Source organism: Akkermansiaceae bacterium, assembly GCA_019634595.1.
Taxonomy (GTDB): domain Bacteria; phylum Verrucomicrobiota; class Verrucomicrobiia; order Verrucomicrobiales; family Akkermansiaceae; genus Luteolibacter.
Genome location: JAHCBC010000002.1, coordinates 417,128 through 430,614, shown reverse-complemented (window position 1 = coordinate 430,614; position 13,487 = coordinate 417,128). Strand labels below are relative to the sequence as shown.

At 64.9% G+C, this 13,487-nt stretch carries 8 protein-coding genes; 7 read left to right on the top strand and 1 reads right to left on the bottom strand.

The features are described from left to right. Window positions 1-37: 37 nt before the first annotated feature. Complete coding sequence (locus KF712_07570) at window positions 38-3,232, bottom strand: choice-of-anchor D domain-containing protein (GenBank protein MBX3740831.1); 3,195 nt, start codon at window positions 3,230-3,232, stop codon at window positions 38-40. 176 nt (window positions 3,233-3,408) lie between these two features. On the opposite strand from KF712_07570, the gene rlmN reads away from it, so the two are divergent. The 7 genes from rlmN (at window position 3,409) to KF712_07535 (ending at window position 13,414) form a co-directional block, all read left to right on the top strand. Continuing rightward, on the top strand, window positions 3,409-4,491 hold the full coding sequence (gene rlmN / locus KF712_07565) for a 23S rRNA (adenine(2503)-C(2))-methyltransferase RlmN (GenBank protein MBX3740830.1): 1,083 nt from the start codon (window positions 3,409-3,411) through the stop codon (window positions 4,489-4,491). Between the two features lie 20 nt (window positions 4,492-4,511). After that, window positions 4,512-6,650, top strand: a complete 2,139-nt coding sequence (locus KF712_07560; GenBank protein MBX3740829.1) for a hypothetical protein — start codon at window positions 4,512-4,514, stop codon at window positions 6,648-6,650. Window positions 6,651-6,777: 127 nt separating this feature from the next. Continuing rightward, window positions 6,778-7,941 (top strand): VWA domain-containing protein, encoded by a 1,164-nt coding sequence (locus KF712_07555; protein ID MBX3740828.1) that lies wholly within the window; start codon window positions 6,778-6,780, stop codon window positions 7,939-7,941. A 59-nt stretch (window positions 7,942-8,000) separates the two neighbouring features. Then, window positions 8,001-8,687, top strand: a complete 687-nt coding sequence (locus tag KF712_07550) for a response regulator transcription factor (GenBank protein ID MBX3740827.1) — start codon at window positions 8,001-8,003, stop codon at window positions 8,685-8,687. Then, entirely contained in the window at window positions 8,687-10,450 is a 1,764-nt protein-coding gene (locus tag KF712_07545) for a HAMP domain-containing histidine kinase (GenBank protein ID MBX3740826.1), read from the top strand. Before KF712_07550 ends, KF712_07545 begins: the two co-directional genes overlap by 1 nt. 296 nt (window positions 10,451-10,746) lie before the next feature. Then, entirely contained in the window at window positions 10,747-11,892 is a 1,146-nt protein-coding gene (locus KF712_07540) for a tetratricopeptide repeat protein (GenBank protein ID MBX3740825.1), read from the top strand. A 19-nt stretch (window positions 11,893-11,911) separates the two neighbouring features. Then, window positions 11,912-13,414 carry an SUMF1/EgtB/PvdO family nonheme iron enzyme gene (locus KF712_07535; protein ID MBX3740824.1) on the top strand — a complete coding sequence of 501 codons (1,503 nt, stop codon included), beginning with the start codon at window positions 11,912-11,914 and terminating at the stop codon, window positions 13,412-13,414. Window positions 13,415-13,487 lie beyond the last annotated feature (73 nt).

Genomic DNA, 13,487 nt, shown 5'->3' with positions numbered 1-13,487 from the left:
ATGATGCCGGACTCCCGACCGGAGAATCAACCGGTGCCTATGGCTTGAGGGAAACGCGCAGCCTCAGGAACCCCGGGCCCGAACCCATCGGGATGGTGGCGGTGGTCACGCCCGCGCCATCGGGTGTCCCTTGGTCAACACCCGCCTCGCTCCATGAGGCGAGCGTGGAGGAGAAGACGACAAGATAGTCCACGACGTCCGGCCGCGCGCGGGTGTAGGTGAGTGTGAGGTTCCCTCCGGCGGTGGTGGATGCCAGCGGCGCGGACTGTCCCATCGGCGGCTGTCCCAGTGCGAATTCCATCAGGTTCACCACCCCGTCGTGATCCGGATCATCCAGGGGTCCACGCTTGTCCTCCGGCACGCCGGCAGCGGCAAGGTAGTCACGCATGGCCGTCTCCGCGGCGGTTGGCGCGGGGACGGTGGCCGTCCCATTGAGGTTGATGATGAACGGATTTTCATCCGGATCATCGCTGGTGATGGTGAGGGTGGCGCTCCGCGCTCCCGCCGCACCCGGCAACGGGGAGAATCTCACGTGGATGGGGGCCTGCTCGCCCACCAGCATGGAGGCCGGGAAGGAACTTGCCCCGCCATCAAGCACATAGGTGAAGTCCCCGTGGTTCGCGCCGGTGATCGAGATCGAGATGGAGGAGAGGGTGCCACTGCCATCGCTCCTCACCTGGAGCGTCTGCTGGCCGGGGCTGCCGCCGACCGCCTGGGTGCCGAAGTTGACCGGCATCCCGCTGTTCAGGAATCCGGTGTTGGCGCGGACCACGATGTCCGGAACCCTGGTCACCGAGATGGGTTCGGGAAGGCGGAGTATCCACCCTTCGCTCATCCCGGCGGAGTTGTTCGCCGTGCCTGCCACGGTCCTCAGGTCGGCGGAGATGGATGTCACCTGGCTGAGCGTGAAGCCGGGGGTGGTGAGGCCGTACTTCGACTGGAGGTAGTCGGGGATCACCACGAGCGCTCCGTCCGGGAGCCAGACCGCCGCGCGGTTGTCGGCGAAACTCCAGCCCGCCCTGACGTTGCCGCCCACCGTGCCGTCATCGTTCACCGTGCGTCCGTCCGCGAAGGTATCCCCCGCGCGTTTCTGGAGGCCAAGCGCCTTTGGTGGGCCAGCCACCGGGGAGCCCCTGTCCCAACGGATCGCGCCCTGGCCCGATCCCGCGAGCACGGAGGCGTTGCCATACCCTGTGATCCACCGGCCGTTCGGAGAAATCCCGCGCACGTCACCATTGGCCGCACCGCCCGCCGGTGACGGCAGCAGGGTGAATCCGCCGGTGGTGGTCCACACGAACGGCCCGTCGAAAAACGAGGTGCGTTCATAGCCGGAGATCGACTGGCCGTCCGCCGAGATGCCGCCGGGATTGGAGGCGATGTCATTCCCCGCGTTCGGCACGTTGCCGAGCAGGGTGTAGGTGGAGGTCGCGGCGGAGAAATGGAACGCGCGGTTCTGTCCCATGGAGTCTTGGAGGATGCCGGTGACATCCCCGTTCTCCGCAAGGGAAATGGGCAGGTAGAGGTTCACGGCCGTCACCGGTCCCAGCGGAAGCGGGGCGGGAGGAAGCAAAGTTCCGCTCCGTGTGGCGAGATCATAGACCATCAGCGGGTTGGCACCGGAACTGGTTCCGAGCAGAACCTTCGTCCCGGCGGGATTCGTTCCACCCGTCTGATTGTACGTAACAGGGTTGACGAAGGTGTTTGGCAGGTAATCGATGCCGGACCCGATGGTGAATGTGGCCGGCGATCCCGCCACCCCCACAGCCTGCACCGGTGAGGCCCCCGGAACGAGCGTTCCGCCAAGGGTGTTCGAAGTCCCGTAGGGGGTCAGGACGGCTCCATTCGAAGCGACGGAAACGGAGAGCCTGACTGCGGTGGAGTTCGTCACACCGACGTTGTTCGTGGCGCGCAGCATGTATTCCCCCGCGTCGGGGACCGATACGCCGGTGATGGTGATGCTGGTGGTGGAAGCGCCGGAGACCACGGACCCGGTGGCGGTCGTTCCGTCCGCCACCACCGTGCCATTCCGGAGCCACTGATAGGTGGACGCCGGATTTCCGGTCACCGTGGCGGAGAGCGTCACGGTCTGTCCGGCGTTCGCTTCCTGCGGGAACGGTCCGTCCGAGATGACCGGCAGTCCCACGGAAGCGGTGCCGCTGGTGATCACCGTCCGGTTCCCGCTCGTCGCCAGCCAGAGTCCGTCGGCCCTGATCACGTTGGTGAGGCCCGCGGTTGTCGAGGGAACTGTCGCGGCCTCCGTCCATGTCTCCCCGTCCGTGCTGTGCAGGATGGCCGGCCGCTGCGGGTTGCTTCCGGTCACCGTGGAACCGACCACCACAAACCGTGCGCCGTCATGGAACACGTCATTGAGGGAGGAGCTGGCCACTGGCAAAGTGCGCGTGGTCCACGTTGTCCCGTTCGTACTGGTGCGGAGGGTTCCGTTGGCGCTGACCATGACGAATTTCCCCGAGGCGAAGACCACGCGCTGGGAAAGTCCTATGGAAGCCAGGGTGACCGACGCGGCGGAAGAAAGGTTCTCCGGAAGCCGGTAGATCCTTTCACTGTTGTTCGCGGTGACGATCCAGGTGCCCGTCCCGGGTGAGCCGCCGGGCATGAACGCGAAGTCCCTCGGCTGGAACGTCGTGTTCCCCAGGGCCGTCGCCATGATCCTGTGGGAAGTCCATGTTTCGCCATCGGTGCTGGTCAGGATCTCGCTGTACTGGAGGGGGAGGTTCGGCTCGGTGTAGGGTGCCGCACCCATGATGAACCTGCCGTTGAGGAAGCGCACGCCGTAGAGGTCCGGGTTGAAGGAGAAGCGGGAGACGGGATTGCGCTTGGTCCAGTCGATCGCCGTATCGGGGAGGCCGGCCACGGATGCGGTAGTCGTGGTGTAGATCGTGTTGGAGGGTCCGCTGATGACCACCATGCCATTGCCCGCCGCCGCCCCCTGGACATTGTAGTTGCTCGGAGGGGATGGCAGGGAGGCGAACGACCAGGCCGCCGTGCCAGCGGCGCTGTGCCAGTAGGTGCTGGTGGTGGTTGCCCCGGAGCTGAAGAGAAGGAACCGCCCGCCTGAATGAACCGCACGGGTGGGGCCGCTGCTGCCGGAAAGCACACCACTCCTGAGATCCCAGGTCTCATGGGCGCGGGCGGTGGAGGCGGGGAAAGCTGCCAGGAAGGATGCTGCCAGCGCACCGTGGGCAATGGGAGGTATGATTCGGCGAGGGGTCATCGGTTTCGCGTGTGGGGTCGGGGTGTTGAACGCAAGTGGTGGTTGGGATCTTAGCCGTTCACGGGGATTTCGGCTATTTTTTGCCTATATCCGGGAAACGTCCGTTTGCACGGTTCCCATGCCGGTGGTGGTTTTCTCCGCTTGATACCCCCGCATTCCGGCATTCAACTGCGCCCATGGACGCCGCTCCGCTATCCCTCCACGATCCCGGCTTTTCCGGACTCGAAGGGATCCTGTGCGCCGATGGCGTGAACCCCATCCATGCGAAGGCGCTGTGGCGCGCGCTCCACCGGGAGGCGGAGACGGACCTGCATGCGCGCGCGGATTTTTCCCCTCCGCTGCGGGAGTGGATCGGGCGGAACGTGGGCGAGGGAAAGCGCTTCTTCCTGGATGTTCCGGAAGTCGTGGACGAAACGCACAGCTCGGACGGACTCACGAAAAAATTCCTGCTCCGGCTGCGCGACGGCCAGACCATCGAGACGGTGCTGATGGGCTACGATGGCCGCCAGACCGCCTGCGTGAGCACCCAGGCCGGTTGCGCCATGGGCTGCGTGTTCTGCGCCACCGGGCAGATGGGCTTCGTCCGCCACCTGCGGCCCGGGGAGATCGTCGCCCAGGTGAACCACGTGCGGCGCGTGCTGAAACAGAGCGCCCCGGACAAGCGGCTGCGCAACCTGGTGATGATGGGCATGGGCGAGCCGCTCCATAACTATGACGCCGTGATGCACGCGCTCGCCACCATCTCCGACGTGCGCGGGGCGAGCATCGGCCCGGCGAAGATTTCCGTCAGCACGGTCGGCGTCATCCCTTCCATCCTGCGGATGGCGGAGGAGGGCCGGCCCTACAATCTCGCGGTGAGCCTGCACGGCTCCACCGAGGAAGAACGCTCCTCCCTCATCCCCGTGAGCAAGCGCTGGTCGCTGGAATCCTTGATCGACGCGTGCCGCCAATACGGCTCCATCACCGGGCGGCGCATCTTCTTCGGCTGGACGCTCATCGCCGGAAAGAACGATTCGGAGGAAACCGCCCATCGTCTGGCCGCGTTGCTGCAGGGCATCGACGCCCACGTGAACCTCATCCCGCTCAACCCGACGAACGGCTTCGACGGGCGGACCTCCGCCAATGCCGCCGGGGTGAAATTCCAGCGCATCCTGCGTGAAGCGGGGTTTCCCTGCACGTTCCGCCAGCGCCGCGGCATCGACGTCGCGGCAGGGTGCGGGCAGTTGAAGGCCGATAAAAAGGCACGCGCCGCTTCGTAAAGGCCAGCTCCCTTTTTCTTATGAAAGCCCACACGCTCGCCGCGCTCGCCGGCATCACCTGCGTTGCATCCGCCCTGGAACTGAAACCCGGCACCGGCGGCATCCGCATCGACGCCGGAAGCATGGGGGACTTCAATCTTTCCTACCCCGCGCTCGGCACGAAGTCGAACAAGTCGCTGCCGCTCATCGAGGCCCGTCCTGTTGGTGCCTCCGCCACGCTCAAGTACCAAGGCGGAGCGACCATCGAGGTGGCAACGACCAAGGCGGGCGACATCACCTACACCTTTTCCGGCCTCACGGATGATGTGAAATCCTTCTCCACCTCCACCTCCATCAACATTTCGTTCGGCAGGGGCGGAAAGTGGAAGGGCGGCGGCAAGGAAGGCGCCTTCCCTCTGGAGAAGGCCTCGCCACCTCATTTCCTCAGCGCGAACGGGAACTCGGTTTCCTTCTCCAACGCGGCGGGAGACACCTTCGACCTGAAGATCCCGGACCATTCGTTCATCCAACTGACCGACAACCGCGAGTGGGGCATGGCGGCCTATTCGCTGAAAACCTTCGTCAACATCAACGCTTCGACGAAGACCTCGAAGCTCAAGATCGGCTTCCTCCGGGGCCAGGGCGACACCACCGTGCTCGATGCCTTCGGCCAGCTCGCCAAGGAAGACTGGCCGGCCAAAGTGAAGGACGAGGCGGAACTCAAGGCGGATGCCGCCGGCGAGGCCGCCTATTATGCAGGCTTCAAGCCACCGGCTCTGACAGCCTATGGCAGCCTCCCCGGCAGCGGTGCGAAGCTCGGCTTCAAGAAGACCGGCTTCTTCCACATCGAGACCAAGGGCGGTAAATCCTACCTGGTCGATCCGGAAGGCAACCTCCACTTCCACCTCGGCCTCTGCGGCTTCCAACCCAGCGACGACTACACCTACATCAAGGGCCGTGAGAACATCTACGCGTGGCTGCCGAAGGCGAACGATCCGCTTTTCGCCACCGCCTTCCGCAAGGACGACCCGACCGCATTCTCCTTCTACGTCGCCAATACCATCCGCAAGTATGGCGAGCCTTACGACTACCAGGCCTTCGGCTCCCGCATGATCGACCGGGTGCGGAAGTTCGGCTTCAACGGCATCGGCGCATTCTCCTCCGTTCCTGCGGCCTCGAAGGAAAAGACTTTCCCCTACGTGACCAGCCTGCCGCTCGGCAGATGGAGCACCGGCCTCAAGACCATCCCCGGTGCCCACGAGGTCTGGGATCCCTTCGATGAAAAAAGCCGCGCCATCATCGAGAAGACCCTTGCCGAGAAACTTCCCGCAAAGGCGGATGATCCGTTGCTGATCGGCTACTTCGTCGTCAACGAGCCGCGCTATGACGAGCTTCCGAAAGTCATTCCGTCCCTGAATGCCGACCACGCGTGCAAGCGCGCCCTGGTCGATTTCCTGAAGAAGAAATACACGGACATCGCCGCCTACAACACCGCCTGGAAAGCCACCGCCGCTTCTTTCGACGAGCTGAACGCGAAGGGTCTCGCCGTCGCCACTCCCGCGGCGAAGGAAGATGTGAAGGCCTTCACCGGTGTCTTCCTGGAGGAGCTTTTCAGCTTCATCAACACCACCTTCCGCAAGTACGACAAGAACCACATGAACATCGGCTACCGCTTCCAGCCGATCACCATCAAAGACCAGCAGCTCTGCGAGATCGTCGGCAAACACGTTGATGTGAACTCCTACAACTACTACACCCATGAGCTGGACAAGGAGCACCTGAACCAGATCCACCAATGGACCGGCGGCAAGCCGATCATGCTGTCCGAGTTCTACTGGACCTCCTCGAAGGACTCCGGTCTTTCCGGCGGCCGCCAGGTGGGGAACCAGCAGGAGCGCGGCCTCATCTACCGCAACTACGTCGAGCAGGCCGCCGCGCTCGGCAACGTGATCGGCATCGAGTGGTTCACCCTCATCGACCAGGCTGCGACCGGCAGGTGGTTCAGCCAGTACAACGGGGAAAGCGCGAACTCCGGGATCTTCAGCGTCGCCGACCGTCCATGGAAGCCGATGGTGGAGGAGATGGCGAAGACCAACCACGGGATCTACGACGTGATCCTGGGCAACCGCCCGCCGTTCGCCTGGGAAAAGGCGGCGGTGCTGGAGAAGGAGCACCGCTGAGTTTCACTCTGCCGGAGCGGGTGGCAGGGACCGCATTCCACGTGGTTCCAGCGCCACCGCGGATCTGAAGCGAATTTACACTCCCTTTACGGACGGCACCGGCGGGCGGCCCCATCATGCGGTCGTCATGAAAACGACCTACACCTACATCCTCGGCGCTCTCGCCGCCCTCGCCCTCCCTCTGCACGCTGCGGAAGATCCGAAGCCCGGAGACAAAAAACCGACCGACCCGAAGCCGGAGTCCAACAAGGTCCAGATCGCCATCCTGCTCGATACCTCCAGCAGCATGGACGGCCTGATCGACCAGGCGAAAAGCCAGCTCTGGAAAGTCGTCAACTCCTTCACCGAGGCGAAGCGCGACGGCCAGACACCTTTCGTCGAGGTGGCCCTCTACGAATACGGCAACAGCGGCCTCAGCGTGGCGAACCAATACATCCGCCTCGTTGAACCGATGGGCCGCGACCTGGACGAACTCAGCCGCGAGCTGTTCTCCCTGAAAACGAACGGCGGTGAGGAATACTGCGGCGCGGTGATCCAGCGCGCGCTCTCCGACCTGAACTGGGATCTGTCCAAAAACACCTACAAGGCCATCTTCATCGCTGGCAACGAGCCGTTCACCCAGGGGTCCGTGGATGCCCGCCAGGCCTGCAAGGACGCGCTGGCAAAGGGCATCGTCGTGAACACCATCCACTGCGGCAGCCGGGAGGAAGGCATGCAGGGTTCCTGGCATGACGGCGCGGCCATCGCGGAGGGAAAATTCCTTGTCATCGACCAGGACCGGAAGATTGCCAGCATCCCCGCGCCCCAGGACAAGGAGATCTCCGACCTCGGCATCGAACTGAACAAGACCTACATCGGCTACGGCAGGAAACGTGAGGAGGCGAGGTTGAAGCAGGTCGCCGCGGACACCGACGCCGCCAGCGAGACCGCCGCCGCCGCTCCGGTCGAGCGCGCCATTTCCAAGGCGAGCAAAAACTACGACAACCGTAGCTGGGATCTGGTCGATGCGGTCCGGGAAAAGACGATCGATCTGGCCAAGGTCCCCGCCGAAGACCTGCCGGAAAACATGCGTGGCATGAAGCCGGAAGAACGCACCGCCTTTGTGGAGGAAGCGACGAAGCAACGCGCCGCCATCCAGAAGAAAATCGCCGACCTCGGCGCCGCACGCGATGGATTCATCGCCAAGGAACGCGCGAAGCAGGCCACGGCCGGGGAGAAAACGCTGGATGAGGCGATGGTGGAAACCACCCGTGAACAGGCTGGCCGGGTAGGCTATGTCTTCGGCAACTGAGGAAGATCGACTTTGCTCCGGACATTTCCCATGGTGAACCTCGTTCCGGCTTTCATCCCATGCTCCCCGACATCCCCATCCTCGTCGTAGAAGACGACCCCGCCGTCCGCCAGGGCATCGTGGATGTGCTGGAGTACGCCGGTTATCGTACTCTGGAGGCACCGGACGGGCATGTCGGGATGGAAATGGCGCTGAAGTCGAACTACCGGCTGCTGTTGCTGGATCTGGTGATGCCCGGCCCGTCCGGCTTCGAGATCCTGCAGGCGCTGAAGAAAAAGCGGCCCGGGCAGGCGGTCATCATCCTCTCCGCACGGGGGGAGGAGAATGACCGCGTGCGCGGCCTGACCACCGGTGCGGATGACTACGTGGTGAAACCGTTCAGCATGAAGGAACTGCTCGCCCGTGTGGACGCCGTGCTGCGGCGCACCTGCGAGCGGGCCGCCCCCACCGATGAACGCGCCGTCCCGGGCGGGACGGTGGACTTCCGCCGCCGCCAGCTCGCCTTTCCGGACCGCAGGGAGGATCTTTCCGACAAGGAGGCGGAACTGCTGCGCTACCTGCTGGACGCCAACGGGAGGATCGTCTCGCGGGAGGAAATCCTGCGCCAGCTCTGGGGGCTGGATCCGGACCGGACGGAAACGCGGACCATCGACATGCACATCATGCACCTCCGGACGAAACTGGGGGACAAGGAGCAGGCGTATCTGAAAACCATCCGCGGCAAGGGCTACCAACTGACCACCTGATGAGATCCCCACGCACATGGCTCGTCTGGGCGGCCTTCGCCCTCTGCGCGGCCACCATCCTCGGCGCGATGGCGTGGCAGACGCGGAATGCCATGGCGTCCGAGCGGGAGCGCATCGCCGCGGTGCGGCAGGCGGACTTGCAGGAAAAGATGCGCCTGGCCCTGTGGCGGATGGACACCATGGGCGCGGACGTGCTGCTGGAGGAAGGCCTCGGCGGCCCCGCGGAGTTCATCCGCGCCCGGCTCCTGTGGAAGGACAACGGCCAGCTCACCCAGCCGGACGGCACCCCCGCCTCCGGTGAGTTGCAGCGGGCGATCACCCAACCCGGCGAATCCTTCGAGCGCTATTTCGTCCGCGTGGGGAATGCCTCGCCGACCTGGAAATCCATCCCCGCCGGGACCGACGCCGCTCCAGATGAAGCGCAGGCTCCCGCACCAAGAAACGAAGGTGCGCTGAAAGCCACCGGCCATCTGGACCTGGAACGCCGCAACCGTGCGATCGACGGCGCGAACATGCGCCAGAAAGCGATCATCGAGGAAATCGCGCAGGCACCGAAGAAGGCTCCCGTGCGCAGGAAGGCCGAAGAAAGCAAAGCGGAGGCCGAACTGGCGGATTCGCTCCTGGCGGAGACGGTTCCCGCTCCCGCCGCCGGGGCACCGGCGGAATCCCTTCCGGCACCGGACCCTCCCGCCGCCGCCCCGCCGCCGACGGAGATCATGTCCGCCACCAAGCCGGTCTGGATCGGCGGGGAGCTGTTCCTGCTGCGCTCGGTCTCCGGCCCGCAGCGTGCGATCACCGGTTCCTGGATGCGGCTGGATGTCCTGCAAACCCGGCTGCTCGGGGAAATCAGCGACCTTCTCCCCGCCGCACGCCTCATCCCCGCGATGGCACCCTCGGCGGATGGACTGGTGCTGGCCTCCCTGCCACTGCGGCTGGAGCCGGGGCCGCTGGATTTCCGGAGCATGCCCGCCACCCCGGCACCAGCGGTCCTGCTCTCGCTGGGTACAGGCTGGGCGGCGGCGCTGCTGGCCATCCTGGCGGCGTCCTTCCTGGTCTTCGGCATCATGCGGCTCAGCGAGCGGCGCGCATCGTTCGTCTCCGCCGTCACCCATGAACTGCGGACACCCCTCACCACCTTCCGCCTCTACTCGGACATGCTGGAGAGCAACGCGGTGAAGCCGGAAAAGCGCGGCGACTACCTGCGCGTCCTGTCCCGGGAGGCGGACCGGCTTTCCCACCTTGTGGAAAACGTGCTCGCCTTTTCCCGCATCGAGCGCGGCAGCGCCCGCTCCGCCGTTTCCTCCAGCCGGGCGGGGGATCTGCTCGCATCCATGAGGGAACGCTTCGAAGCCCGCCTCGCCACCGCCGGGATGTCCCTGCACATGCCACTGGACGGACCGGCGGCGGCGGAAACGCTGCGCGCCGACTCCACCGCCATCGAGCACATCCTCTTCAACCTCGTGGACAATGCCGCGAAATACGCCGCCGCGGGTTCCCCCGCCATCCTGGACATTTCCATCGCCCGCAACCGCGGGAAACTCGAAATCCGCGTAGCCGACCATGGGCCGGGCATCCCGCCGGACGAACACCGCCGGATCTTCCGCGCCTTCCACAAGTCCGCGCGCGAGGCGGCGGAAAGCCGGCCCGGAGTGGGGCTGGGCCTCGCCCTCTCCCGCCGCCTCGCCCGGGGCATGGGCGGGGATCTCACCTGTGAATCCACGCCCGGCCAGGGAGCGACCTTCATCCTTTCCCTGCCGGCCTGACGGCGGAATCCCTTCCACGACTACCTCGTTTTGGAAGCTCCCTGGAAAATTTGAAAAGGATTACCACTGATTGCACTGATTTACTGATCCAAGACCTACAAACATGGCTGGAATGTGGGAATTGACGCTCCATCCACTCTTCTGAAATCGGTAAATCAGTGCAATCAGTGGTTTCAGAACCTTCTTCACGCATGATGCTCCTTCTGAAATCCCGGCGGATTCCAAAGCAAGGCAGCCCTAGAATCCCTCCCACGGCGGATTGACACCGTGTTCCTACCTGCCATCTTCCCCCGACAATGCCCGGACCCGAAGGCAAAGCTCCTGTGGCGTCAAAAGCCCCGATTTTCCCGATCGCCTGCTGGGCGATGGGGGTCGTGTGCTTCAGCCAGCTTGTCATCGCGGGCATGGCCCTCGCCACGAGGCTGGAGGAGTCGAAGCAGGTCCGCATCGTCGAAAAGGAGGTGACGAAGATCGTCCCGGTGGAGGTTCCGGCAAAACACCCGGCCGTGCCGGATGAAGCCTCCATCGTCGCCCGGCCACCGGTCGCCCCGGCCCCTCCACCTCCCGCAGTGCCCGCACCCGAACCGACCCCCATCGCCGCACCGGCGATCGCGGATCCGGTTTCCGAACGGCTGGTGCGGGAGGCGCGGAAAGCCCGCGTCGCAGGGGACGTCATGGCCGCCATCACCAAGCTGGATGAAGCCCTGAAACAGTCGCCGGATGATCCGAGCGTCCACTACGAGCTGGGCCTCATGCATGAAACCATGGGCACCTTTTACAAAGCCTCCGCCCACTACGAAAAAGTCTTCCAGATGGGTGTCTCCGGCGCGGGCGCACTCTATGAACTGGCCGCAGGGAAACTGCGGGACGGCTTCGAGCAACCCGGCGACGCCCTCGGCAAGCTGGCCCTCGGACGCGTGCGCATCTTCAAGGACACGCGGGTGGAGAAAGGGGAGCGGGTGATCCTCACCATCCCCGTCCAGAAAAGCCCCGACGCGGAGATCGACCCGGCTGAGATTTCCGTGGAGGTGGAGTTCTTCAACCGCAACTCAAGGGGGGAGATCATGAAGGCGGCCGATTCCCCCGCCATGGAGTCCAGCAAGGACGAGTGGCCCTCCATGCCCATCGACTTCGCCGGTGGCGAGGAACCGCTGCGTGTGACCTACACCATCCAGCCCCAGGAAGGCGCGACGGGACACCTCTTCGGCCAGGAGAAATACTACGGCCAGATCGTCTCCCTCTTTTACAAGGGTGAGATCCTCGACGTGCAGGCCTGGCCGCGCGATCTGGCGGGACGCGCCAGGGTCCAGCCCGCGCAGCAGATGCCCTCGCAGGAACCTTCCTTCGACCAGCTTCCGCCTGACATCAACTACAACGCGCCCCTGCTCCCGACGCTGGAAGTGCCCCCGATCGAATCGCTCCCTCCGCTCCCCGGCAACTGATCTCTCCGACCCGCCACCCATGGATGCCTCCCACGAAGAACGCCGCCTCGGCGACTATCTGCTGATCGAACGGTTGGTCGAAACCCCCCTCATCACCACCTGGCTCGCGGAGCAGGTTTCCGTGGGCCGCCGCGTGCTGGTGGATGAACTGGACCCGCAGCGGGCGTCCCGCAGCGCCGCCTTCCTGGCGGACATCCGGGCAAAGGCCGCCGTGGACCATCCCCACGTGGGGACCGTCTATGAAGCCGTCATCGAGCGGGATCTGTGCTTCTATGCCCACGAGTTCCTGCCCGGCGCCACCTTCGAGGACCGGCGGCTGGCGGAGGAGACTTTTGTTCCGGAAAAGATGGCCGTGTTCCTCCGCCGCATCGCGGAGGCGAACCTGTACCATGAGTCCCACGGTTTCGCCACTTCCCACCTGAACCTGGATTCCATCCATCTGGACGATCACAACGTCATCCGCCTGAAGAACCTGGTCATCGCCGGAGGACGGACACCGGACCAGTCCCTGCGCGACATCCGGAAGATGGGCGAAGCGCTGCGCACGCTGGTCGCCCCGGACCAGCCCGGCACCACCCGCATCCAGTCCGTGCTCGGCTGGATGAGGGGGGAGGGCATCGTCGAACCCATCGGCTGGCAGGACGTCAGGACGTTCTGCGAGCAGATCGAGGAACAGCTCACCGGACCGCTCTCCAACATCAGCGCGCCTTACGGCAAACGGGACATCACCAAGCGGAAGCCCATCCTGATGATCTCCATCATCACCGGTGCCGCCCTCGCCGCCATCGCGTTCATCGCTTTCAAAACCAAGCCGCCCGTCACCAAACAAACCGCCCGCCTCCCGCTGCCCGCCCCCGTGCTGGTCCCCGAGGGCACCTACCCCACACCGGATGGCACGGAGGAAACGCTGCGTTCCTTCCGCATTTCCGCCCATGAAACCACCATCGGCGAATACCAGGAATTTCTCGACGCCCTGACCATCCTCGCCAAGTCGGGCCGCGAGAAACTGTTCGACCCGGAAGGCCAGCCGGCGGAAAAGAACGGCCACGAGCCGGATGACTGGGCCGCACTCCTCGCCGCCGCAAAGGGCAACGGCACCTGGCAGGGCAGGAACGTCACCCTGCAGTCACCCGTCGTCGGGGTCGATTGGTGGGACGCCATGACCTACGCGGAGTGGAAGAGCGCCCGCCTGCCAACGCAGGAGGAATGGTTCGCCGCACTCCGCAAGTCCGTCGCCAAGCCCACCTCGCTGCCGATCGGCAACTGGCTCTCCGCCGTCACCGACAAGACGCCCGACCGCACTCCGGACGGCATCGTCGGCATGGCCGGCTCCGTTTCCGAATGGATCCTCCTCCCCGCGCCCGATCCGTCGAACCCGCTGGGCGAAAGCCTGCGCGTCATCATCGGCGGCTCCTACCTGAAACCCGCACAGGGAGCGCTCTCCCGCGAGTGGACGGCGGACCGTTCCCTCCGCCGCCCGGACCTGGGCTTCCGCGTCGTGTTCGACCCGGACCAGAACTGACGGGCGTAGCGAAGGTCGTAAGACCTTCGGCGGGGTGCATGGCCCCTGCCGGACAAGCTCCGGTCCCCGGAGG